The organism is Corynebacterium phocae (assembly GCF_008693075.1).
Lineage (GTDB): Bacteria > Actinomycetota > Actinomycetes > Mycobacteriales > Mycobacteriaceae > Corynebacterium > Corynebacterium phocae.
In genome coordinates this window covers 24217-47431 of sequence record NZ_VXKJ01000053.1, presented here as the reverse complement: position 1 = coordinate 47431, position 23215 = coordinate 24217, and the positions used below count along the sequence as shown (strand labels likewise).

General features: G+C 58.6%; 18 protein-coding genes. 6 read left to right on the top strand and 12 right to left on the bottom strand.

Features of this window, described 5'->3' with window-relative positions; translation table 11 throughout:
• Positions 1–33: 33 nt before the first annotated feature.
• Entirely contained in the window at positions 34–1593 is a 1560-nt protein-coding gene (locus tag F4V58_RS11565; protein ID WP_075736178.1) for a hypothetical protein, read from the bottom strand.
• Between the two features lie 1318 nt (positions 1594–2911).
• On the opposite strand from F4V58_RS11565, the gene F4V58_RS11560 reads away from it, so the two are divergent.
• The 3 genes from F4V58_RS11560 (at position 2912) to F4V58_RS11550 (ending at position 5998) form a co-directional block, all read left to right on the top strand.
• On the top strand, positions 2912–3847 hold the full coding sequence (locus F4V58_RS11560; protein WP_281247305.1) for a ribokinase: 936 nt from the start codon (positions 2912–2914) through the stop codon (positions 3845–3847).
• On the top strand, positions 3747–4166 hold the full coding sequence (locus F4V58_RS13105; protein ID WP_425429749.1) for an RbsD/FucU domain-containing protein: 420 nt from the start codon (positions 3747–3749) through the stop codon (positions 4164–4166). Before F4V58_RS11560 ends, F4V58_RS13105 begins: the two co-directional genes overlap by 101 nt.
• A gap of 110 nt (positions 4167–4276) precedes the next feature.
• Positions 4277–5998, top strand: coding sequence for an ATP-binding protein (locus F4V58_RS11550; RefSeq protein WP_075736745.1), 1722 nt, complete (start codon positions 4277–4279; stop codon positions 5996–5998).
• 166 nt (positions 5999–6164) lie between these two features.
• Here the strand turns inward: F4V58_RS11550 and F4V58_RS11545 are convergent, their stop codons facing one another.
• The 10 genes from F4V58_RS11545 to F4V58_RS11500 all read right to left on the bottom strand — a co-directional run bounded on the left by F4V58_RS11545 (position 6165) and on the right by F4V58_RS11500 (position 19056).
• Positions 6165–7733 (bottom strand): hypothetical protein, encoded by a 1569-nt coding sequence (locus F4V58_RS11545; RefSeq protein WP_075736172.1) that lies wholly within the window; start codon positions 7731–7733, stop codon positions 6165–6167.
• Positions 7734–7826: 93 nt separating this feature from the next.
• Positions 7827–9494, bottom strand: a complete 1668-nt coding sequence (locus F4V58_RS11540) for a hypothetical protein (protein ID WP_075736170.1) — start codon at positions 9492–9494, stop codon at positions 7827–7829.
• 111 nt (positions 9495–9605) lie between these two features.
• Complete coding sequence (locus F4V58_RS11535; RefSeq protein WP_075736168.1) at positions 9606–11234, bottom strand: hypothetical protein; 1629 nt, start codon at positions 11232–11234, stop codon at positions 9606–9608.
• Between the two features lie 65 nt (positions 11235–11299).
• Positions 11300–12319: a hypothetical protein gene (locus F4V58_RS11530; protein WP_075736166.1), complete on the bottom strand. Its 1020-nt coding sequence runs from the start codon at positions 12317–12319 to the stop codon at positions 11300–11302.
• A 116-nt stretch (positions 12320–12435) separates the two neighbouring features.
• Positions 12436–13233 carry a tryptophan synthase subunit alpha gene (trpA, locus tag F4V58_RS11525; RefSeq protein ID WP_075736164.1) on the bottom strand — a complete coding sequence of 266 codons (798 nt, stop codon included), beginning with the start codon at positions 13231–13233 and terminating at the stop codon, positions 12436–12438.
• Between the two features lies 1 nt (position 13234).
• Positions 13235–14455, bottom strand: coding sequence for a tryptophan synthase subunit beta (trpB, locus tag F4V58_RS11520; RefSeq protein WP_075736162.1), 1221 nt, complete (start codon positions 14453–14455; stop codon positions 13235–13237).
• A gap of 17 nt (positions 14456–14472) precedes the next feature.
• The gene (gene trpCF, locus F4V58_RS11515) at positions 14473–15870 is read right to left on the bottom strand and encodes a bifunctional indole-3-glycerol-phosphate synthase TrpC/phosphoribosylanthranilate isomerase TrpF (protein WP_075736160.1); all 1398 of its coding nucleotides are present in this window, start codon (positions 15868–15870) and stop codon (positions 14473–14475) included.
• The gene (gene trpD, locus F4V58_RS11510; RefSeq protein ID WP_075736158.1) at positions 15860–16876 is read right to left on the bottom strand and encodes an anthranilate phosphoribosyltransferase; all 1017 of its coding nucleotides are present in this window, start codon (positions 16874–16876) and stop codon (positions 15860–15862) included. The genes trpCF and trpD overlap by 11 nt, the downstream gene beginning before the upstream one ends.
• A 3-nt stretch (positions 16877–16879) precedes the next feature.
• The gene (locus F4V58_RS11505) at positions 16880–17524 is read right to left on the bottom strand and encodes an anthranilate synthase component II (protein WP_075736156.1); all 645 of its coding nucleotides are present in this window, start codon (positions 17522–17524) and stop codon (positions 16880–16882) included.
• Positions 17524–19056: an anthranilate synthase component 1 gene (locus F4V58_RS11500; protein WP_075736154.1), complete on the bottom strand. Its 1533-nt coding sequence runs from the start codon at positions 19054–19056 to the stop codon at positions 17524–17526. Before F4V58_RS11500 ends, F4V58_RS11505 begins: the two co-directional genes overlap by 1 nt.
• A gap of 680 nt (positions 19057–19736) precedes the next feature.
• On the opposite strand from F4V58_RS11500, the gene F4V58_RS11495 reads away from it, so the two are divergent.
• From F4V58_RS11495 to F4V58_RS11485, 3 genes are read left to right on the top strand one after another with little or no spacing between them, the layout of a single operon-like run.
• On the top strand, positions 19737–20735 hold the full coding sequence (locus F4V58_RS11495; RefSeq protein ID WP_075736152.1) for an ABC transporter substrate-binding protein: 999 nt from the start codon (positions 19737–19739) through the stop codon (positions 20733–20735).
• The gene (locus tag F4V58_RS11490; RefSeq protein ID WP_075736150.1) at positions 20732–21586 is read left to right on the top strand and encodes an ABC transporter permease; all 855 of its coding nucleotides are present in this window, start codon (positions 20732–20734) and stop codon (positions 21584–21586) included. The genes F4V58_RS11495 and F4V58_RS11490 overlap by 4 nt, the downstream gene beginning before the upstream one ends.
• Entirely contained in the window at positions 21579–22367 is a 789-nt protein-coding gene (locus tag F4V58_RS11485) for an ABC transporter ATP-binding protein (protein WP_075736148.1), read from the top strand. Before F4V58_RS11490 ends, F4V58_RS11485 begins: the two co-directional genes overlap by 8 nt.
• Before the next feature lie 205 nt (positions 22368–22572).
• Here F4V58_RS11485 and F4V58_RS11480 read toward each other — a convergent pair whose 3' ends face one another.
• Positions 22573–23004, bottom strand: a complete 432-nt coding sequence (locus tag F4V58_RS11480; protein WP_075736146.1) for a type III secretion system chaperone family protein — start codon at positions 23002–23004, stop codon at positions 22573–22575.
• Between the last annotated feature and the right edge of the window lie 211 nt (positions 23005–23215).

Below are 23215 nucleotides of genomic sequence, written 5' to 3'. Positions count from 1 at the left end.
CCCGGGAGCGCCGGGGTTCAGACCAACAGCCGCTTAGTAGCCGCGGGCGTTGAATAGCGCCCGACGGGAGGAGGTCAAAAACCGCGCGGCGTTTTCCTCCAGATACTCCTTATCAGCAAGGAATTTTTTGGAGAAGGTTTCCACCTTTTTCTCCAACGAGGTGCGCAGCTCCAGGGATTCCTCAACTATTTCGCAGGGATCAAATCTGTCATCGAACTCCAGCGCTACCGTTAGCAGCACCCCCGCCTTACGCGCTGCCGAGGAACGGTTGTCTTTGATAAATCCCGGATTGGTCTCCAATGTGCGGCTCAATAGCCGGGTGGCTACCGTCTTAGTCTCCAGATCTTCAAAAAACTTTCCCTCGAAGAATTTATCTATCTGTTCCAGGCAGTCCTTAACCTTCTCCTTCAGGTCATCAGGGACGGTGGACATGTCCACGGACTCGTCGTCCGGCAATGGGTGGTCATCAACCTTACCGGACAAATATACCGTAGGTGATGGCTTTTCATAGGGCGCATCAATAGCGTCCTGAAGAAACTCCTCAAATATTCGGCCGGAATCCATGGGTGAGAAATTGCTATCTTCCCGGGAAAACCCCTTCATGAGTAGTTTTGCCTGTTCCTCGTCTACGGCCTCTAGCGCTAGCTCCACGAACTCATTCGGCGTATTGTTACGCTTGCCCGCCCAAACAATAAGCTTGCGTAAAATAGACGGAATGCCATCTTCCACTATTTCGCTCGCACTTAGATTTGAAGAGTACGCATTAAAAATTATTTCCACGCGTAGTGGTGACCAGCGCAAAGGGTCCCCGCAGCCAAGCGATTTGCTTACAAAGATCAAACCTTCTGCGCGAAGTGCATCATCGTCGTCTAATTTCAATTCTTCGATAAACTCTTGGGCCAGTGCTGCGGTGTCACCTAGCTTGGATTGGGTATCCTCCGCAGGCTCGGGCTCGGGCAGGTGCCTTTGAATCCAATCGAAGATAGGCCTACCGTTGGGCCAGGTTTCACGGTACACCTGATTAGGCAGGCGCTCCTCTGCCAACGAGGTTTCCTTATATGCTCGAGCCAACTTGCCCAAAGAAATAGAGTCGATGCTCTGGATGGTTTCGTCTTTCTTCAGCTCCTCGAGCACGTAGCTTAGGTCACCCGGGGCGATGAAGAAATCAAAAACAGTCCCGCCGACGTTAAGATTGATGGAAAGATTGGCGGTAACCAACGGTGCCCCCGGGATGTCTATCTCTGCCGCGTAGTAGTGCACGTCACCCACGCACTGCTTTGCCTCAATTGCGGTATCAAGTACCTTCATCTCCCCCAGCTGGGGCAACCATTTTGGCAGCTGGTGAGTATTTTTCTTCAGGGCCTTGTCAATGCGCTTGGCCAGGATGTCATTGTTGGTCAATTCCTTGAGCACGTACAGAACGGCCACATTTTCCCGCCGCTCAGCGGAAATCAGCCCCTCAATAAACTTGGGGGCCATCCCCGGGTCTTCTTCCATCATTCCGATGAAGGTCGCGGCGATATCTAAGAGCGGCTGAGGGTTGGAAGCAGACAGCGCAGATTTGAGAATTGCAAAGGGATCCTGGTCGTTCATACTGCTTAATCTACCGGTGATCCCCACCCTCCGCCAAGGTTTTGACACATAAGCCCATTACACACCAGATTCGACACAGTGACGCTATCACCACCGCGACAACCCAAGGGCCAAACCAACATTCACCGCGAGCAAACAACCGCCCCCAAGACCGCGAGGTGTAGCTGCAGCAATTCGCTTCTTAGCGAGGAAACAGTCGCGACAGGGCACGGCTTACATCGTCTCCCGAATGGTCTGCCAGTTTCAATTCGCTTCTTAGCGAGGAAACAGTCGCGACCCTGGCCAGTTTTCGTGGCCTCTGAGCAGCATTGATACATGGTGTTTTCGCGCGGTGGAAAATTGGGGCCGGAATTTGGGTAAAAATTCTTCCGAAATTTGAGTTTTTGCAGGTCAGGGCGGATCGCGCGGCGCGGCACTTTTCCGGGATTTGGTTTACCCCCTAAGTGGGGGTGACTTGGGTCATGATGGGTGGGGTAAAGCCGCAGTTTGTTATTGGAGTAGTTGGCTAGGACGTAAGTGCCGCACGTTCTTCTTTTCTAAAGGCCCGTTGATCCTCCCCGGGGGATCTCTACTGCGGCAGCCTTGCGGACTCGGTAGGTCCCAGGAGGCCACCCAAGGCTACTCAATCATGCTCATTAGTTCGCACCAGGGTCGGTGGTCCGTGGTAACGCGGTGCGCTGCCCTCCGCGTCGAAGGAGGGGTGCTGGGACGGTGGTGGTCCCGTTTCTTTGCACGCAGGCCTTCTCGGGGAAAGTCTCTTAAAGGAACCGAAAGTGCGTGGTGGCTGATTTGTGCCGGTGCTGAAAGTTCCGTGCTGTCCCCTGCCCACGGTGCCAAGATACCCCGTGACTAGGCACTGGTGGGTGTTCGTGCCAGGGTGCAACAAGAGGTCCGGCCTGCTCCCCTGGCCATCGAGGGTGGGGATGCGGAAGATGTGGAGGACCGGGGCCTGGGTGTGCTCATTGGTTTGGTGTCCGGTTTCGGAGGTGCCCCGGTGAATGCCCACCGTTTTGCCTGGGAGGTTTCCGCTGTTTTAGTAAACAAACTCCAGTGGGGAACGGGGAGCAAAGCTGGCGTGGAAATCACGGACCTCGGTTGTGGTGGCTCTGGATTTGCGCAGTGTGCAGTGGAAAAGAAACCTCCGTCGGTTCCTTTAAGCAGCGGGCAGAACAGGTGGACTCCAAAGCCGTTGGAAAAGCTCAGGCTATATTGGTGGGGGTTGCTACCACCGCAGAATTTCTGGGAGAGGTGGTAATTGCAGCGACCGCTAACGTAGTTCAGTGTAAAAGCTCCACACTTGAGTAAAGGTACAAATTCCGTGAACAACCTGAAATCGCCCACCCTGACCGTTGTTGGATCCATCAACGCTGATCTCATGGTTTCCGTTGACCGGCACCCCATGCCCGGGGAGACGCTCATGGGCTCTGGTGGGGAGATCCTGGCCGGAGGGAAGGGTGCCAATCAGGCTGTGGCTGCTGCCTTGAGGGGCGCTCAGGTTAGCTTTGTAGGTGCGGTTGGTGATGATCCCTACGCGGAACCCGCGTTGGAACACCTCCGCTCTTCAGGCGTGAATCTTGATCATGTGGAACGTCTGGAGGCCACGAGTACCGGTTTGGCGGTTATCACGGTGGCTGCTGACGGCGAAAACACCATCATCGTTATCCCCGGTGCCAACCATGCGGTGGATTCCGGTTTTGTGCAGCAGCACGCGGAAGTCATTGCGGGTGCGGATGTGGTTCTTCTTCAGGGGGAGATTCCTTCGGATGGGTTCGGTGAGGCTGTTGCGCTGGCAAGCAATTCCGGCAGCCGGGTAGTAGTTAACCTAGCGCCGGTGGTGGAAGTTGATCCAGACCTATTGCGCCGTGCCAACCCGCTAATTGTCAATGAACATGAAGCCGGCTTAGTTGCCCGTCAGTTGGGGATTGTTGAAATGCCCACCTCCCCGGATGAAGTGGTGGCCACGTTGCTCAAACTGGGCTTTGCCTCCGTAGTGTTGACCTTGGGTGCCCGCGGTGCGGTGGTGACTGAGGCGGGCACGCCCGGGATTGCGCACATCCCCACGCCGAATATCACGGCGGTGGACACCACGGGTGCGGGTGATGCCTTTACCGGCGCCCTGGTGGCTAAGCTTTTGGAAGGCTCTTCCCTGCCTAGTGCCGCCCAGCACGCCGCCCGGGTTGGTGCCTTTGCGGCGCTCTCCCCTGGCGCCCAACCTTCTTATCCCAAGTCCACCGATAAGCTCCCGGAGGTGTAACCCATGCGTAAGTCTGCGGATCCTAAACGCGGAGCTGGCCCACGCCTTGGCCAGGTTAGGTCACGCCGACCGTTTTGCTAGTGCCAATTGCGGCCTGCCCATTCCCAGTGAAGTTGAGGTTATTGACCTAGCCCTGGTCTTCGGAGTTCCTACTTTTGTCGCAGTGGCGGAAGCGGTGCTGGTGGTGGTGGAACAGATTGCCCTGGCCCCAGCTACCCCAACAGATGGAGCGCAGCTTTTGGGGTTGCATGTTTCACGTGAAACCCCCAACGTCGTCCCTAAAACTACAAACAAACAACTTTCAACTACTGGGATTTAGGTTCTGAACTGGCACAATGCTCTACTATTGCGATTTTCTGGCCAGATAGTTGTTGGTAGTTGTTTTATGGTGCCAAAAACAACTTCCTGGGGAGATGTATGGTCGCTGGTATGACTACTTTTTCTGACCGTATCCCTGACTACGTCAAGAGCGCCCTTAGTGATGTATACGAAGGGGCCACCGCGGACAGTGTAGAGAGTGCCATCCTGGAATTTAAGGAGGATCCAGAGCGTAGAGGTGAGGGCGGTGCTAACCCCCGCGCTGCGTTGATTGAAACTCTAGTCAAGGATTCTATTTGTTTGAGTAACGGCCCGGAAGTCTCAGGGTTTATTGTTGTCGGCGTTCAAGGCAAAGTTCCGGGACTGGCGGCTTTTCTGGGGGCGGACCTGGACCCGGATGACGCGGTGAAACGGATTTATGACAGAACCATTCCGAATCTACGGGTAGACGCTTTTGCAGAAACGGTATTCGGAGTTCGGCTGCTTTTTATTCGGGTTCCCGAAGCTCTGGCTTTCCACTCGCGGAAAGATGGCCGTGCTTGGGCAAGAGAGGGGGCCCAATGTAGGTCGGTGGCGGAGGAAGAGCGACAAGCCCTGAAACTGGCACGGGCCAATCCGGACTATACTAACCGCCTTGGCTCCGCTGCGGTAGAGGATGTCCCACTCGAGGTCATCGAAGAACTGCGGCGACTGCTTAAGTTAAAACCCCGGGGTGAAGAATTAACACGGGGGTGGGGTACAACTCATGGGTTGCTAAGGGAACTGGGGTTGATTGATCCGGAATCACGGTTGCGGATAGCGGCGGAGCTTCTCTTACTTCCGCCAGAGACTGGGGGCATACGGATCCGCCACTTTTGGCGTTCCATACCGGGAGCGGAACTTAAGGTGACAGATTTTGACGGACCGATAATTACGGCCCTGCCTGCCTTGAAGCGCCTGATCTTGGAGAGTTCAGTCACGGAAGTCACGAGGGTCCAGTTTGACGATGGTCAGGAATTTGCCATTGAAAGATTTCCTGCGGAGGCTGTGGACGAGGTGGTGACTAATGCTGCATTGCACCGCGATTGGCGGTTGAATAGCCCCATCATTGTGGAGCAGTCCCCCACTATCCTGAAGGTCACATCCCCGGGGCCATTGCCCCACGGCGTCACTGTGGGCACACTTCTTACTACCGAATCCGTGTCGCGAAATAACAGGCTGATGTCAGTGGTCAGAATGCTGGGGCTTGCGGAGGAATCATCCCGGGGTTTCGACCGCATGTGGGCATCAATGCTTAGAACCGGACGGGAGGTCCCGGAGGTGATTGAACACCCTCATTCCCTCCAGGTTATTTTGGCGGCCGGCAACCCTGATGTTGAGTTTGTCAAAGCTCTGCATGCGCTGGAGCGCGTCTTCCCGGGCATGGTCCTCACCAGTGTCAGCACCCTCATTGTGCTGTGGCACCTGTGGCAGTCCCCTCTCATTACGCTGGAGGGCGTGTGTTCCAAGACCCAATCTCCGCGGTTGGAAGCTATGGCTTTGATGGAGGTGTTGGTGGACGCCGGCTTACTTCAACGAGTGCGGGAGGCACCCGAATGGGTATTGTCGGACACAGCACGGAAGATTATGGGAAGGGGTGCGGCTGCCGGTTTTTCTGCCGTGACGGTGGAAGATTGGATCCGGGAGAAGCTTCAGGAAGGGCTATCCCTGAGCACTGCTGAGGTGGCAGAGGAATTGGGGGTCCTCCGGCCTGAGGTGACGGGAATCCTCCGTCATCTGAGATCAACTGGGCGTGCCACTATTGACCCCAATGGCCCCAGGCGCGGGCCTGGGGTCCGGTGGATCGGACTATAGGTCTAAAAAACTACTAACAAACAACTTTCAACTACTGTAAACTACTCTAAACTACGGCCTGAACTGGTGTTTTGCCGTGGAGGTTGAGAAATATGTTCAGATAGTTGTTGGTAGTTGTTTTTGGGGCCTAAAAACAACTTCCTGGGGAAATAGGTTGAAGCGCGGGTTAGCGGGCGTCTATGACTCCCGCGCGGGTTGTGGAGGTCAGGAGCCCATGGGCGTTGTCAAACAGATAATCGAGATCACTCCCGAGAAATGAGCTGAAGGATCGAACTTTCCGGTCGAGGGGACTACGCAAGCCTAGAGCCTTGGCAATCTCTGCGTAGTGGCGGTGGTAGCCGTTGATGTCCTTGGCCACGGCTATCAAGGTACCTGCCTGGCGCTCAGGGCTTGAGCGCTTATCAAGTAGGAAAGATGGCTTACGTTGTGCCGTGTAAGACAGTAACCGGCGGGCCACTACCCTCAGCTCCGGATCTTCATCCGGATGGTCGGCAAAGAAGTTCTCTATCACCGCGAGGCAATGGGTGGCGGTGGTTTGGACGTTGTAAGGAATGTGGCCATAGTCCATCGGTTCCTTCAGCGGCAACGGCTGCGCATCTACTTCGCCTAGAAGGAGCGGCCTAATATCAAGCGGTCTGCGGGAATAAGCAAATTGCTCTTCGTACGTCACCTCCGCTGATATTTTGGCGAAGTATATCCGCAATTCCTCGAACTCCCCGTCAACCGACTCCACTGCGGCGGTGATGATCCTATCCGGGGTGCCGTGCTTCTTCCCCACCCAAGCGATGAACTTCTTCAATACAGCCGGTACTCCCCGCATCTGCTCATCATCAAGTGACATGTTGTTGAACATCCGGTAGAGGATCCGCTGCACCCGGGTCGCTGACCACCGCAGGGGGTCGCAAGTGCCGTAATTGGTGGCGGCGTACAGGACGGACTCCATTCGGTAGGTGTCTTCGGCGTTGAGGTTGAATTCCTCGCGGAACTCCTTAAGCAGTTTCTCCGCTAGGTGTTCCCGTCGCGCGAATTCCTTATCTTCTTCTTCATAAGCGGCCGCAATTTCTTCAGGGGTCGCGGTGTCGTAAGTCTTAGGCTCGGGCAGAAGGCCCAGAATCCAGTGCAACAGCGGCCTGGTTCGCGGCCACTGCCCGGAGGGCTCCGGGTAGGCCTGCATGTCCTCTATCCGCAGGGTGTTGTGCAAGCCGGTGGCCAAGTCTTGCAAAGCAAGGGGCTTGATCTCCTCGTAAGTGTCATCCTCTTGCATATCCTTCTTCACCGCAGCCAGGTTGTTAGGAAGAAGGACAAAGTCTTTGACGCAGGCACCATTGTGCATGTCCGCGGCAAGAGACATTGTCACCGGAGGGGCGTGGGGTATGTCTAGTTCTGCTAGGAGATGGTGGGTGTCCCCGCTAAAGGTAGAGGCCTCAAAGGCCGTATCTGACACCTTTGCCTCCCGGAGGTCATAAATCCAATCCGGTAGTTTCTTGGAGTTAAGCTTGGCCAGAGTTGATAACCTCCGCGCCGCACTGTCATCATCAACGATTTCCGCAAGGACGTAGAATATGGCAGCGGATTGATCCCCCGCCTTTCTAATGATCTTTTTGATCAAATCCTGCGCATCAGCGGGGTTGGCGTTGAAGTCGATGGCCAGGCCAGAGCAGAAGTCCAACAGTGGCTGCGGGCTGCTTTGTTCCAGTGTCGTGGGAAGGTTATTGAAAGGCTTAGTAGAGAACATAGACTTGATTCTAGAACCCGGGGCCGCCCCGCGCTGGTTTATCACCTGCCCGGGACGGATTTTTAAAATTTATATGGTGTGCTGGTCCTGTTCCTAATCCAGGCCGTTGGATAGTTCCCGTAGTACTTCCCGGGTGGACGAAGTGTAAAAATCCTGTTGCGGACGGGTGGGGGCCAGCGTCCCATCTTGAAATTCTTGATCGAGCGAAGCCACCCTCTTGCGCAGCGGAGACTTCAACCCGTAATACTTTTCCACCAGTAGGTGGGGGTCCTCCACCGAGTTGATAAATAAACTCAGTGCCAGCAGCAAAGCTACCTTGCGGGTGTCATCGCTGCGCTTGTCCCGGAAGAAGTCCGGGTTGCCTTGGCCAACGGCTGCAATCAGGCGTTTGGCGGCAGTGCGCAGTTCTTTGTCCAGGTGCGGGTGGTCAGCGAAGAAATCATCCGCCGTCTGGACCGCGTGAACCACGCCCGGTTTGATGTCCTTGGGGACCTGGTTTAGGCGCACCTTTTCCTTCAAAGGGAGGGGCTTGAGGTTAGCCGGCGGTTGCAATCTATCTCCGAAGGAAGACAAGTTGGGGCTGATGTAAGAGGTGCCTTCGCCCGAATCGTTCATGGCGGACTGGCTGATGGCCTCCACCATGGCGTCATCGTAAACAAGGCCCATCGCGTCAAAGCGGGCTTTGATCATGTCCGCCAGGCCACCAATGGAGTCTTCCGGCAGACTGTGATGGTGTGCGGAGTTAATCTCCGCTTGGTATTCCGGAATCTGTTTCTTTAGCGCCTTCAGAGTTTTCTTCACGTAGTGCTTGGGGGTGCCGTTTTTCTTAGACGCCCACACGATGAATTTGTGCAAGATGTCAGGGTACTGCAGCAGGTCTTCCTTACTGCTGGTAACCTTCCGCGCGATGAGGTCCAACATCACTTCCTGGCGCAAGGGTGACCACCGCAGCGGGTGACCGCATTGGTAATGGCAGGCAAAGTCCACGATGAGCTCAGCCCGGGCGCGTTCATCCCTATTCAAATTGGCGTCTGCGGCGAACAGCTCGAGGGTTTCCTCGCTGAGTAACTGGAGGGCCCGTTCCTCCTCATCAAGTTCCTCGTCAGAAAGTTCGGGGCCCTGGGGAAGCTTATTAAGTAGCCATTTCAGTAACGGCCGGGCTTGCGGCCAGTTATCTGTTTCCGGTAGATCCAGCGTGCAGTCTGTGAATTCCAGGGCATCATCGATCTCCTGCTCCAACTTCTGCAAGCTGATGGTTTTAATTTCCTGGATTGTGTCATCTTGGTTGACCGTGCGAAGCAGTTCATCGATTGTTCGTGGAACTGTCAAGAAGGCGTAAATAGTCCCGTCGTCGATTTGATTCAGGCTCAGCAAGCAGCTGAACTTTTCTGCTCCGGGCACTTCCATGGACCACAGCAGGTAAGAGATATCACCCAGGTACTGGTGGATTTCGTAGGCCGGTCCCACCGGGCGGATGTCCTCAAGGTTGTACAACCACTGCGGCAGGGAGGGGCGATTGCTTTGGAGCTTGGTCTGCGAGCGCTTTTTCATCAGGTCATCTGTGCCAAGGGTGGCTACGGCCGCCAGGAGGGCGGCTGCTTCCGGCAAGGATTCCCCGAGCAAAAGATTGATGAACCTCTCCCCCACTTGGGGATTATTTTCTCTCATGTAGCACAAGTCGGTGGCAAAGTTGAGCAGTTCGGAGGGGCTATCGTGGTGGAGGGCTTCGGCTGTAATTTCTAGCGGGTCATAATCAAACATCTTTTAAAGATAGATCACTTTCAGGAATCGTGGTTGTTCTCACTCAGAAATTTTACTGATCTGGGCGAGCTGGCGGGGACGGTTTTAGTATGCCACCCGTGGTTTGCTGCGCTACTGTCTGCTGTAGATCTGGTACTCCTGGCTCAGCAGCTCTTGGTTTAGGCGGTCCCGCATTCCGGAGGTGAAGTAGTAACCCTCCGGGTAGCTGTGGTCAAGACGTTCCGCGTAGAAGGACTCAGCCAGCGCCACAATGTGATTGTGGAGTGATTGCTCATCCGTAGCGGGGATGAAAAAGAATTCCACAACCGGGGCAGCAGGTGCGTCTGACACGCAGACCTGCCTGCCCGCCGCCACTAGGGCTGCGGCCCTAAACTGCGCGGTGTGTGATTCATCCCGGAAGAAAGCGGGGTTTATCTTCGCCAGGGTCAAGATGAAACGTTGGATGGCGGTGGGGGCCTCCGGGGAGTCCCCCACGTGGTGGGCAAAGAAGGCGTGGGCGTTGCCGATGTCTTGGGTAACTTGAGGCTGGATGTCCGGGTCTATCGCGTCCAGTATGTAGTCCTCCGCCAGCGGCAGCGCGGTGAGGTCATGGCCGTTGTTTTCGGTCTGGAAGTAGTCCTCGGTGCCGTCCCAGCCACCGTCCTGCCCGTACCCGGAGTGGTAGTCATAAAGGAAGAACTCGGATTGCTCCTCTAGAGCGCGCAGAGCGGGTTCTAGGAACTCCTCCGGGGCGTGGGTGCGGTGGGCAGACCAACGTATGAATTGCTCCAACATATCCGGGAGGGCCAGGATGTCTTCCCGGGTGAAGTAAGGCAGGGCGTCATTAGGCGCGGGCGCGCCTGACATGTTGTGTGCCGCCCCGCTGCGAGCAAAAAATACCGAGGCATACGTGAGCACCTCCTTGACCTTTGCGGGGTGCCAGGCCAGGACGGTTCCGCAGCGGGCCGCTAGGTGACCGAGGTTTGCCGCCAGGCGCAAGCCCGGTTCATCAAGACCCCGTTCGCGGGCAAACTCCTCCCCCAAGGCCGCACCGTGGCGCTGCTGGGCTTGCCTTTGCTCCTGCAGCCATTCGCCGTTGACTTCCGGAATTTCCCCCAGGAGGGGGCGCGCCCAGTTCATTAGAGGAAGCGTGTGCGGCCAGTCGCAATACGGCTCCTGGTGGTGAAAAGATTCCGGCTCATCCAAGGCAATGGCTAGGGCCGTGGATAGCTGCTCAAGGCTAATGGGCGTATTTTCTGCCATGTGCCTGTCCTTGGCAGTCGTTACCGTGCTGCTGTGCAGGCTGGTGTTCAAGGGGAAGAAATCTTCCACCGCGCCGCCGTTGGTTTCATTAAGAAACAGATTAAAGGTAAACACCGGTGCACCCGGGACCTTCACTTCCCAGATGTACTGGGTTTCTTCCCCATTGTAGGAGTCCACGCGTACTGCCTGGCCGGTGGCCGCCGCTTTCCGGAAGCTCAACGCCCATTTGGGTAGCAGCTTCTTGCGGCGTTTCACGGAGGCCTGCAGCCGGGCTTTGAGCTTTTCATCTTCGGTGAGTAGCTGGATTATGGCTAGCTGGACGGAGGCTTCGGGCGTGAGTTTGGTCAAAAGCTTGTCCAGGTGTTCTAGGGCCCAGGGTTGCCGGTTATCAATTCCTACCACGACCGGAGAAGTATGCAACAGCGCGTACGCGGGGTCCTTTTCTGCGATAGCAGTTGAGACAATGTGGGAAAGCTCTTGAAAGTTGGGAGTCACCATGCCCTTTAATCTATCCCAACGTGTGTCCCGGGGCAGCACCCCGCCTGGTTTGGGCCGTGTGCCGTTTAACTAGGATGTGCCAGTTCCTCCAGGGTGGCTTCAATGACATCGTGCGGCGCACCAATCCGTTTCATGGACCAGGAGACAAACTTGGTCAAAACCTCCCGGTAGGCCTCTACTTCTTCCTCACCGTAGCCTTCGGAGTAGAAGTCTTCCGGATCCTCTTCCAACTTTGTTTCCACCAACTGCATCATGAGGGATACGCGGGTGGGTGACCACTTCAAGGGGTGGCGGCAATGGCGTGAGGTAGCCAAGTGGGTCAATTCTAGGGTGCGTAGGTAGTCTTCCTCATTCAGGTGGTGGGCCTTTGTGAACTCCTCTACCAGCTGCATGGCTTCTTCCCAAGAGACCGCGTCCCGGTCTGCAGGGGAAAGAACGGCCGGGGCGGGGAAACGTTGGCGGCACCACTCTAGGATGGGTTGGGTGGTGGGCCAGGAGTTTTCTTGCACGGGTTCATTAAAAACCAGGTTGCGTTCAAGGGCGGCCAGGGTTACCCGGGCTACCTGCGCTAGGGGGATTTCTTCTATCTTTTGGGCTATGTCCTGTTGAGCGACTTGCTCCCGGAAGCCGGCAAAGTCAATGGCCACCACGGAGAAGTCATCAACGGAGCCTCCGTTAATTTCATCGACGCTGAGCACCGCAACGCAGGTTTGTGCGCCCGGCGGTTTTAGCTCCCAGGCGTAATGGGTGATGTCACCACTGTACTGCGGGACCTTGAGCGCAATGGGCCCAAGCGTGGTGTGGCGGATGTCCGCTACCCAGGTGGCTTTTCCGTGGAGGCTGCGTACGGTGAGGCGCTGCGCGCGGGCGCGAGCCACGTTGTCCTCTATCAGTTCGCTTACGCAGTGCAAAAGCGCCGGGCTAATGCTTGTGGGGTCATCTGCGGTGGCCTCAAGGAAGGCATCTATGGTCTCCGGGGTCCAGTCCTCCTTCTGGGCAAAGCTGGTTGCCAGGGTCAGGAGTGGAGCTAGGTAGCGGCCTTCAATGGCCCGTTGGATGGCGTCTTTAATCGCTGCAATGTTCATAACTGCAATCTTATAGCAATAATCCGGGGGAGGTGCGGATACTTTAGCGGACGGGGGTGTTGCATGCCCGCCGTCTGAGCGGCGGGCACCGGGGCTAGCCCGTGGGGTGTGCTCCCCTAGCGCTTGGTTGCAGCCTTCATGCTGGCCACAAACTCGCGCACGGCGTCAACATCCCCGGGGTGTTCCTGGATGAGCGTGGTGAGTGCGGAGCCGGTGATAGCCCCTGCCGCGCCAGCCTTGATGGCGGCCGCCACGTGCTCCGGGGTGGAGATACCAAAACCCAGGAGGACGGGTGCGCCGCCAAAGCGTTGCACGTTGGCCACTACCTCTTCGAGGCCGGTGGTTTGGGATTGCTTTTCCGCGCCGGTCACTCCGTCCCGGGAGATGGCGTAGATATAGCCCTTGGAGTGCTTGGCCACCCCTTCCAGGGTCTGCGGGCTTCCTTGCGCGGGCGCGATGAAGATGGGGGCCACGCCGGCTTTCTCTGCCGCCGCAATGAAGGGGGCACCCTCGCGCACGGGGACATCGGGGATGAGGATGCTGTCCGCCCCGGCTTCCGCGAACTCTTGGTAGAACTTCTCTAGCCCGCGGGTAAACGGGACGTTTCCGTAGATGAGCATGCCAATGGGCAGTTCCGGGAATTCCTGGCGGATGGTGCGGATCTGGGCCAGTGCGCCGTCCACCGTGGCGCCGGATTTCAGGGCGCGGATGTGAGAGGCCTGGATGGTGGGGCCGTCTGCTACCGGGTCGGAGAAGGGCACGCCCAGCTCGAGGGCATCGGCGCCACCGGCCACTGCGGCGCGCACGGTTTCCAGCGCGGCTTCCGGCGTGGGATCGCCCAGCATGATGAATGGCACGAAAGCGCCTTCGTTGCGGGCCTTTAGTGTGGCGAAGAGTTTTTCGTAGCGGCTCATTCTATTTATTCTCCTGTTGTGCGGTGGTGGTGACTTCCTCGGCGGAAATGCCCGCCAGGGTGGCGCGGACGTGCTCAATGTCTTTGTCCCCGCGGCCGGATAGGGAGACCAAGATGGTGATGTCCTCATCCTTGCGCTTGAGCGCGTACGCCAAGGCGTGGGAGGACTCCAGCGCGGGGATTATCCCCTCCTGGCGGGAGAGCAGTTGGAAGGCCTCTAGTGCTTCCGCGTCGGTGATGCCAACGTATGCGGCGCGTCCGCTGTGGTGGAGGTGCGCGTGTTCCGGGCCCACGCCCGGGTAATCCAGCCCGGCGGAAATGGAATAGGACTCTTCCACCTGGCCGTCCGCGTTGCGCATGAGGTAGCTACGGGCGCCGTGGAGGATTCCTACGGTGCCGTTGTTGATGGTGGCTCCGTGCTTGCCGGAATCCAGGCCTTCTCCCCCGGGTTCCGCGCCAACCAGTTCCACGCCTTCCTCAGCAATGAAGTCCGCGAACATGCCGATGGCGTTGGAGCCGCCGCCCACGCATGCCACCACGAGGTCCGGCAGCCCGCCGGTGCGTTCAATCATCTGCGCCTTGGCCTCGGTGGAGATAACCCGGTGGAACTCACGCACGATGGTGGGGAAAGGGTGGGGGCCGGCGGCGGTGCCCAGGAGGTAGTGGGATTCGTGGAAGGTGGCGGTCCAGTCCCGCAGCGCCTCATTCACGGCGTCTTTGAGCGTGCCGGATCCTGCGTCCACGGGGATGACCTTGGCACCCATAAGTTCCATGCGGAAGACGTTGGGCTGCTGGCGCTGGACGTCTTTGGCACCCATGTAGATAACGCATTCCAGGTCCAGCAGCGCGCAGGCCAGGGCCGTGGCGGTGCCGTGCTGGCCCGCGCCGGTTTCCGCGATGATGCGCGTCTTGCCCATTCGCTTGGCCAGCAGCGCTTGGCCAATTACTTGGTTGGTCTTGTGCGCGCCGCCGTGGACTAGGTCCTCACGCTTGAGGAAGATCCGGGCTTTGCCACCCAGCTTGGTGGCCTCAGTAAGCGGGGTGGGGCGTCCCAGGTAGTCCTTGAGGTATCCGGCCAGTTCCTCCCGGAAGGAGGGATCATTCTGCGCATCAACGAAGGCCTTTTCTAGCTGGTCGAGCGCCGGGATGAGGGACTCGGGGACAAACTGCCCGCCGAATTCCCCGAAGTACGCGGGGAGCAATGTTTCACGTGAAACGGTCATGGTGTTCTCCTGGTGGCTTAGTGTGCTGGGTGGGTGAAGTTGCGGATAATGGTGAAGGCTTGGCGTAGTAGCCCGCTGTCTTTGTGGCCAGGCCAGGCCTCTACGCCGGAATTCAGGTCTAAACCGCGCGTCCCGGCCTGTAGGGCCTCATTGAGGTTGCCTGGGTTTAGGCCCCCGGCCAGTAGGGTCTTGCCCTTCACCTCCTGCGGGATGGTTGCCCAGTCGAAGGCGTGCCCGGTGCCGCCGGCGCCGGTGTCCAGTACGAGCATGTCCACGTGCGGGGCCAGTGCTACGGCGGTATCGGCGGCGTGGGGCGCGGTCATGTCGATGGCGCGCCAGACCTCCCGCTCCCCCGCCGCCGCGCGTACCTTGCCGATGAGCGCAATTTCCGCTGCGGTGGAACCTTGGTAGGGCGCGTGCACCTGCAGGGCACCGATACCCTCCAGTGCGAGCTCCCCCCAGCCCTCCGTGCGGCGCGAGACGGCCACGTAGTCGAGGCCCGGCTCGCCCTTTATGATTTCCTGGGCGGTTTCACGTGAAACATTGCGCGGGGATTTTTCCTCGAAGATGAGCCCGCCGTAGACGGCCCCGGCTGCGCGGGCGGCCTGGGCGGCACGCGGGCTGGTGAGCCCGCAGACTTTGTTGGGGCCAAAAACCAGCGTGCGAGCGGCCTTGTCCACGTCCGGCTGTCCGGTGAGCTGGGAGCCCACCAGGAAGGCGTTAGCGTGCGCGCCCAGGCGGCGGACGGTGGGGTTGTCCCGGATGCCGGATTCGGAGACCACCACTTTGCTCGCCGGAACGGCGTGGCCAAGGTTAGCGGTGCGGTCCAAGTCGATGGAAAGATCGTGCAAGTTCCGGTTATTGATGCCGATGATATCTACGCCGAAGTTGACGGCCCGCTGCACCTCCTCCGCGGTGATGGCCTCAGTGAGCACGTCCAGCCCCAGGCTGTCCGCCAGGGCCTTGAGTTGAGCATACGTGTCATCGTCAACGATGGACATCATGAGCAAGATGGCGTCCGCGCCGAAGTAACGCGCGGCATAGACCTGGATGGGGTCAATAATGAAGTCCTTGCACAGGACCGGCAGGTGCGTGGACATAGCCACCGTGGCCAGATGGTCATAATCCCCGCCAAAACGGTCCGGCTCGCACAATACGGAGATCCCGGCGGCGTAGCGGGAGTACACTCGTGCGATTGAGCCCGGGTTATACTCCGCGCGGATAAGCCCCAAGGAGGGGGACGCGGATTTGCACTCCATGATGAAGCGGTTGGTGCCCTGCAGCGAGTCGAAGAGGCTGCGCGTGGAAGGCTCCAGCGCGTTCAGGTCCACATGCGCCAGGCGCTTGCGGATACCGTCGAGGTGGCCGCGGCGGTTGTCCACAATCTCCTGCAAAATGGTTGACTTATCCGGCATAGTTAGCCCTTTCGTGCGTGTCCAGCCATTCGGTGACCGCGCCGGAGTCAATGAGATCCCAGGCGCGGTTGGTCCCGGCCGCGATGGAGTCAGCCATTCCGCAGGTGTAGAAAATGGCACCGGCGTTGACCGCGATGGCATCTGCTTGGGCCGCGTTGCCTCGGCCGGCAAGGACCTCCCGGATTAAGCGAGCGTTTTCGGCTGCGTCCCCGCCCCGGAGCTCGTCGAGGGAGTGCGCCTGGATGCCCACCTCCTCCGGCGTGATGGTGAAATTGCTAATCTCCCCGTCCTGCAGTTCCCACACCTGCGTGGGACCGTGGACGGCTACCTCATCAATGCCGCTGCCGTGGACCACCAGCGCGTGGCTGCGCCCTAGCTCGCGCAGCACCTCCGCAATCATCTGTCCCTGCTCCGGTTTGGCAATTCCCATGAGCTGGAACTCCGGGCGTGCCGGGGAAAGCAGCGGGCCCATGGTGTTAAACAGCGTAGCCACGCCCAGCTTCTTGCGCACCGGTTGGACGTGCGCCACGGCCGGGTTATACGCGGGCGCAAAGAGGAAGGTGAAGTTAGAGGCCTCAAACTGGCGCAGGGCGCGCTGCGGGTCCAAGTCCAGGGGAATATTGAGCGCCTCAAGGACATCGGCCGAACCCGACTGGGAGGACACAGAGCGGTTACCGTGCTTAACCATCTTCACTCCCCCGGTGGCCGCCACCAGTGAGGCGGCGGTGGAGATATTAATGGTGTTAGAACCGTCCCCGCCGGTACCGGCGGTATCCATCAAGCCCTTGCCGGTAACGGGAAACGGATAACCGGCCTGCAGAAAGGCCTTGGCGGCCCCGGCAATGTCCTGGGCGCTCTCCCCGCGGGTACGGATGGCTATCAGCAGCGCGGCGATCTCTACGTCGTCATACTCGCCCCGGGTCAGGGGGACAAAGGCCTGGTGGGCCTCCTCCACGGTAGGGGCTTTATTGTCCAGGAAGGACTGGAGAATACTGTGGTGGGTCATGGTTTATACCTTCTGTGTAAGTTGAGTGATGAAGCGTTCTAACATTATGGGCCCGGTGGGAGTGAGTACAGACTCCGGGTGGAATTGCACGCCCATGGCCTTCCCGTCTTCGGTTTCCGCAGCCATGACCACCTGGCCAATCTGCGTCTGCGTGGTGGCAAGCGCGCGCATCCCCGCCGGTACTTCGGTACAGCCCAGCGAGTGGTAACGGGCTACCGGAACCTGCGTTCCCACGTGCCCGGGGTGGTCTGGCTCCACGTCCGTGGTCAGGCCCTGGAACACCGGGTGCTGGGTTCCGGCCGCAGTCAAGGTCATGGGAAGGGAGCTGCCGTGGACAGGGCCGCAGGGCACCACGGAGCCGCCGTGGTGGTGGAGCAAGGCCTGGAAACCCAGGCAGATACCCAGAATGGGGATATCCCCCAGTGTCTTACCTATAAGCTCCATCATGCAGCCGGCCTCCGTGGGGTGGCCGGGGCCTGGGGAAAAGACCAAGATATCCGGCTGGGCGGCAAGAATGTGCTGGGCGGGCACCGTATTGCGAAAGACCGTGGTCCGGAACCCCGCCAGCGCATCCACCAGGTTATAGACAAAGGAATCCTGGTTGTCTACCAGTACTACGTGCGGGTCAAAAGAAGGGCGTTGGGACATCAGCGGATAACCTCCAGGCGGGCATTATGGGCGGCGGCAATGGCGTTTAAAACGGCATAGGCTTTGTGTAGCGTTTCATCCGCCTCGGACTGCGGGACCGAGTCCCGGACAACCCCGGCCCCGGCCTGGACCACCGCTACCCCGTCCTTGACAAAGGCGGAGCGGATAACAATGCAGTTGTCCATGGAACCGTCCCCGCGCAGGTAGCCCACCGCGCCCCCGTAGGAGCCGCGGCGCTTGCCCTCAGCCTCCCGCAGCAACTCCGTGGCGCGGATCTTGGGCGCTCCGGTCAAAGTTCCCATGTTCATGCACGCCCGGTAGGCGTCCAGTGCATCAAATTCCTCGTGCAGCGTGGCCGTGACGCGGGAAACCAGGTGCATGACCCGGGAGTAACGGTCCACCTGCAACAGGTCCGCCACTTGGCGGGTTCCGGGTACGGCAACGCGGGCTAAGTCATTGCGGGCCAGGTCCACCAGCATGGTGTGCTCCGCTACTTCCTTATGATCGGTGCGCATTTGCAGTTCATTCCGGATATCCAACTCGTGGTTAATGCTGCCGTCCGGGTTGAGCCCCCGCGGCCGCGTCCCGGCAATTGGGTAGAGCTGCACTTGCCTATCTGCGGCGTCAAACTTCAAGTTGCTTTCCGGGGAGGCCCCAAAGAGTTCATAGTCCGCTCCCCTCACGTAGAACATGTATGGGGAGGGGTTGGTCTCCCGGAGCTGGCGGTAGGCGGCCATGGTGTCCGGGCAGTCAATGCTAAAAGTACGCGCCGGGACTACCTGATAGATATCGCCGCAGGTGATATTTTCTTTGAGGCGGTTTACCTGGGCGCGGAAGGTGGTATCTGGGATATCGGCTGTAGCCGTGATCACCGCGCGTTCTGGGGGTGCTGTGACATCAGCTAGTTTGGTCACTGTTACCAATTTATCGAGCCGCGCCCCCAACTCGGTGGGATCCATACCCACGCCGTGCGCGCGAATTTCCTGCGTCAGGTGGTCCACGGTGATAAGCGTTTCCGCCACAATGAACTCATAATCCGGGTACTGATTGGGCCCGGGCGCCACCTCGGGAAGATCCTCGAAAGTCTCCAAGTAGTCAAAGGCAAAGCCGCCGCCCACGAAGGGGAGCATGTCTGACTGGTAACCGCCGTCAAGCTGTAAGGCGCGCAGCACTGCGGCCGTGGAGGTGGCGGCTAGGCGCTCGCGTTCATCGGCAGCCTGTGATTTCTCAAACCTAAACGTGGTTCCAGTCCAGTAGTCCGCGAGTTGCTCCTTGAGCCTACCCATCATGGACTCCCCCACCTCAGTGAGCGGGGTTACCGTCACCTCCTGGCCCTGGCACGTGGCTTTTAGCGCGGACCGCAAGATGGCCAAGCACTTGACGTTTTTCTTTGACTCAATATCGGCCGACTCAAGCAGCATGCTGTTATGGGGTTGCGCCAACGTGTCAAAGAGCCTGGCGGCGTCCTTGGTGTAGGGCAGCCTACGGGTGGCGGTGACAAACGGCGCCGGCGCCGGGTGAGATTGTGCCATGAGCGGCCTTTCCTGCGATGAAAAGTAATGAGTATTCTATCTTGCCCGATATCGCAGGATTTTATGGCGTTAAAACGTCAAAAGGCCCGCGAATGCGGGGCACTAATTGCATGACTTTCATGACCCGCTAGGAAGCGAGCCACCACCAGTTATCTTTCTCATGGTTGATAAAAATCTGCATGCCACATACCTTAGCACGCACCCCTGGACCCGGGGAACACCTTCCCAGGAAATTTTGCCCAAGAATAAGGCCCTGCAATACAGCCCTGCGATACAGCCCTGCAATAAGGCCCGGCCGGATTGCCCCCCGGCCTACGCGCGGGTAGGCATGTGCCCCGGCAAGCTCCTTTCCTGTGGGCTGCGCGACCTTCGGCCGTGGCGGCGTGTGGGGGCTTCAGGCGTGGGGCTTTAGGCGTGGGAGTTTACTGTCCCGCCCCGCTGGGGGCGTTGGGGGATCCCAATGGCGGTAGTGCGGTGGGTGGGCGGTTCTTGCGGGCTGTCACCCCCACGTCCGCCCCCGTCATTCCACCGCTCAAGAATCTAATTCCAGGCTATAGGATTTGGGGCCAGCCCCCGGTTCTTATACCTACCCCCGTACCGTCTGCTCAGTTTCCAAACGGTCGCTTGATAGGTAAATTGGTTTTTCAAACATTTCTCCTCTGAAGAAAGTCGATATAACGATGAAACAAATCTCTCTCAAAGCGCTGGCTGTCATCACCGCCAGCGCACTTGCCCTCACCGCCTGCTCCAGCTCCGAGTCCAGCTCGGACTCCGCCGCCGGAAAGAGTGAAGGTGCCGCCGGTGAGTCCTACTCAATTGGCATCAACCAACTGGTCCAACACCCCGCGCTAGACGCGGCGGCCGAAGGTTTTAAAGAAGCCTTTGAACAAGCCGGTGTTGATGTGGAATGGGATGAGCAAAACGCCAACGGCGAGCAAGGCACCGCGGTGCAAATTGCTCAACAAATGGCCGGCCAGAAGCATGACCTCATGCTGGCCATTGCCACCCCGGCCGGCCAGGCCATGGCCCAGGTCATCAAAGACACCCCTTTGCTGTTCACTGCGGTAACCGACCCCGTGGCTGCGCAGCTAGTGGCCTCCAATGAAAAACCCGGCGGCAACATCACCGGAACCTCTGACATAGCTCCCATTGACAAGCAGGTGGAACTGCTCCAAAAATTGGTTCCCGGCGTACAGTCAATTGGCGTGGTCTACGCCTCCGGTGAGGTCAACTCCCAGGTGCAGGTAGATGAACTCAAGAAGGTCGCTAAACCGCTGGGCATTGAGGTCAAAGCACAGACGGTAACCTCCGTTACGGAGATCCCGCAGGCCGTTGCCGCACTAGGAGACGTGGACTCAATCTACGTGCCAACTGACAACATGGTGGTTTCCGGTATCGCTTCACTGGTTAAGGTTGCAAACGAAAAGAAGATTCCGGTAATTGGCGCAGAATCCGGAACCGTTGAAGGCGGCGCCGTGGCAACCCTCGGAATTGACTACAAGGCCCTTGGCCACCAAACCGGTGAAATGGCCCTGAAGATCCTCCAAGAGGGAGCCGATCCAGCAACGCTTCCGGTGGAAACCGCTGACTCCTTTACCTACGTGGTCAACGAGGAAGCCGCTAAGGCTCAGGGCGTGGAGATCCCTGCAGAGATTCTGGAGCAGGCTGAAACCGTATGATCGGTGCGGTCGAATTAGGCCTGATCTACGCAGTCATGGCCGTGGGAGTTTACCTGACGTTCCGGGTACTGGATTTCCCCGACCTCACAGTAGACGGATCTTTCACCGCCGGCGCGGCCACAGCGGCCGTGCTCATCTCCAACGGCGTTAACCCCATCCTGGGATCAGCGGCGGGCTTTGGCACCGGCTTTTTAGCCGGAGTCATCACCGGGCTTCTCCACACGAAGGGAAAGATTGACGGACTGCTGGCGGGTATCTTGACCATGATTGGCCTGTGGTCAATCAACCTAAGGATCATGGGAAGCGCCAATATCCCCCTGCTTACGGTGGACACGGTATTCACCCCCTTTGACTCGATTGTGGGGACCTGGGCCGGTGTGGCGTTGTTCCTATGCGCGGCTGCGGTCCTTGTGGCCGTTACTGTCTGGCTCCTATCCACGGACCTGGGTCTGGCTCTGCGCGCTACGGGTGACAACCAACAAATGATCACCTCCTTTGGCGTCTCCACGGATTTCACCAAGACCTTCACGCTGGCCCTGTCTAACGGGTTGGTGGGCTTGTGCGGTGCCCTGGTGGCGCAGTACCAAGGATTCGCGGATATCTCCATGGGTATCGGGCTCATCCTGGTGGGGCTGGCCTCCGTCATCTTGGGGCAGGCAATCATCCCGCAACGCAAGCTCTGGCTGGCCGTGGCCTCCGTGGCCGCCGGCGCGGTACTCTACCGGCTCATCATCTTTGGCGCGCTGTCCGTGGGGCTCAACCCCAATGACATGAAGTTGATAACTGCCCTCCTGGTGATCTTTGCTCTCCTTATCCCCCGCCTGAAACGAAGGAGGAAGGCACATGCTTAAAGTCACCAATATCTCCAAAACCTTCTTCCCCGGCACGGTCAACGAACGCGCGGCACTCAGGGATGTCAGCCTGCATCTCAAGCCGGGTGATTTTGTGACCATCATTGGCTCCAATGGTGCCGGCAAATCAACTCTGCTGAACTCCGTGGCGGGCCGGCTGAGCAACGACACCGGCACTATCCACATTGATGGCAAAAACGTGAGCCGGGAATCTGAGCACAAGCGCGCCCACATGGTGGGCCGGGTGTTCCAGGACCCTATGGCAGGCACCTCCCCCGCTCTTACCATCGAAGAAAACCTCTCCTTGGCCTACCTGCGCTCCAAGCGTCGGGGCCTAAAACTGGGCCTCAATGCCAAGCGGCGGGAAGTCTTTGCCAATCAGCTAAAGAAGCTCGAACTTGGCCTGGAGGACCGCATGACCGCCAAGGTTGGCCTACTCTCGGGTGGCCAGCGCCAGGCCCTTTCTTTGTTGATGGCAGGATTTACCAACCCGGCTGTCATGCTGCTGGATGAGCACACCGCAGCGCTGGACCCCCAGCGCGCGGAGCTGGTAACGGAGCTAACCGGCAGGATTGTGGGCGAGGGAAACCTCACCACCCTGATGGTCACCCACAACATGGCGCAGGCACTAGCGTTGGGCAACCGGCTCATCATGATGCACGAAGGGCAGATAATCTTCGAGGCGGATGAATCCACCAAGCCTAAGCTCACCGTAGAAAAGCTCATGGCAGAGTTCGGGAAGATTAAGGGCGCTACCTCGGATAGGACGCTACTGCAGTAACCACCCTGCGCCAGCAGCAGCCGCCCCGCTCAGCTCACTCCAGTCTTAAGCTGGTTACAGTGACAAGAAATGCCAAAACGCCAAGGCTCAGGCGCACAAAAACCCAGAAGGCAGGAACCCAGAGTTAGGGTTCCTGCCTTTTGCGGGGTGCCCGGCCGCGCCGGGTAGCTCCAGCTGCAGCGGGACACAGTTGTGGTGTGCGGCGCTAGCCCTGGGCGCTAACGCCTTCTAAGGCTTGGAAAAAGCGAAGGTTTGTCTCAATGCTCATGCGCACAACGGCCTGCAGCTGGTCCTCTGGCATGTCTGGTGCCACCAGGTGGGCAATGGCGGTGCGCACAGACAAGGTGCCGTCATCATCAATGACGTAGCTTTTTGGGAAGATCATCTCCCGGTTGCTGAAGTTACAGAACTCCACCAGCGTGGGGCGGTCCACGGCCGGGATCTCCTTAGCAGGTTTGGCCAAGATACTCAGCAGTTCCCCGTGGTCCCCTAAGGAGGCGTAGGTGAGCACCACGTTTTTAACTTGGGTGTAGATGAAGCCCTTGTCATCGGTCTTGTAGCTAAATCCCAAGGTGTCAAACAGCGCGGATACGCGCCCCAAGTCAAAGCGGTTGGCGGGGTCCTGGGTGTTGCTCATGTGCAGATTCTTCCTTCCGTCAAGCGTTGTCTAGCCAGCGCTGCATGGCGGGAGGTTTCCCCGCGAAAAGCGCGCAGACTGATCTTTACTAAGCCTACGCTAACATAGCACCGGCTCCCGGCCCCGGTGCCCGCAGTCTAGCCACCCTGGTCGTGGTACTCGGTGAAGGGGCCGGGCGCTAACGGGCAAAGTGGGTCCGGCCTAGCGGTTC

What these genes read in the sequence shown, in the direction of transcription:
- F4V58_RS11530 (WP_075736166.1), bottom strand. Translation starts at nt 12,319, where the DNA reads ATGAACATTGCAGCGATTAAAGACGCCATCCAACGGGCCATTGAAGGC.
- F4V58_RS11500 (WP_075736154.1), bottom strand. Translation starts at nt 19,056, where the DNA reads ATGGCACAATCTCACCCGGCGCCGGCGCCGTTTGTCACCGCCACCCGT.
- F4V58_RS11545 (WP_075736172.1), bottom strand. Translation starts at nt 7,733, where the DNA reads ATGTTCTCTACTAAGCCTTTCAATAACCTTCCCACGACACTGGAACAA.
- trpD (WP_075736158.1), bottom strand. Translation starts at nt 16,876, where the DNA reads ATGACCCACCACAGTATTCTCCAGTCCTTCCTGGACAATAAAGCCCCT.
- F4V58_RS11490 (WP_075736150.1), top strand. Translation starts at nt 20,732, where the DNA reads ATGATCGGTGCGGTCGAATTAGGCCTGATCTACGCAGTCATGGCCGTG.
- F4V58_RS11480 (WP_075736146.1), bottom strand. Translation starts at nt 23,004, where the DNA reads ATGAGCAACACCCAGGACCCCGCCAACCGCTTTGACTTGGGGCGCGTA.
- F4V58_RS11505 (WP_075736156.1), bottom strand. Translation starts at nt 17,524, where the DNA reads ATGTCCCAACGCCCTTCTTTTGACCCGCACGTAGTACTGGTAGACAAC.
- F4V58_RS11550 (WP_075736745.1), top strand. Translation starts at nt 4,277, where the DNA reads ATGACTACTTTTTCTGACCGTATCCCTGACTACGTCAAGAGCGCCCTT.
- F4V58_RS11495 (WP_075736152.1), top strand. Translation starts at nt 19,737, where the DNA reads ATGAAACAAATCTCTCTCAAAGCGCTGGCTGTCATCACCGCCAGCGCA.
- F4V58_RS11540 (WP_075736170.1), bottom strand. Translation starts at nt 9,494, where the DNA reads ATGTTTGATTATGACCCGCTAGAAATTACAGCCGAAGCCCTCCACCAC.
- F4V58_RS11535 (WP_075736168.1), bottom strand. Translation starts at nt 11,234, where the DNA reads ATGGTGACTCCCAACTTTCAAGAGCTTTCCCACATTGTCTCAACTGCT.
- F4V58_RS11485 (WP_075736148.1), top strand. Translation starts at nt 21,579, where the DNA reads ATGCTTAAAGTCACCAATATCTCCAAAACCTTCTTCCCCGGCACGGTC.
- trpA (WP_075736164.1), bottom strand. Translation starts at nt 13,233, where the DNA reads ATGAGCCGCTACGAAAAACTCTTCGCCACACTAAAGGCCCGCAACGAA.
- trpB (WP_075736162.1), bottom strand. Translation starts at nt 14,455, where the DNA reads ATGACCGTTTCACGTGAAACATTGCTCCCCGCGTACTTCGGGGAATTC.
- trpCF (WP_075736160.1), bottom strand. Translation starts at nt 15,870, where the DNA reads ATGCCGGATAAGTCAACCATTTTGCAGGAGATTGTGGACAACCGCCGC.
- F4V58_RS11565 (WP_075736178.1), bottom strand. Translation starts at nt 1,593, where the DNA reads ATGAACGACCAGGATCCCTTTGCAATTCTCAAATCTGCGCTGTCTGCT.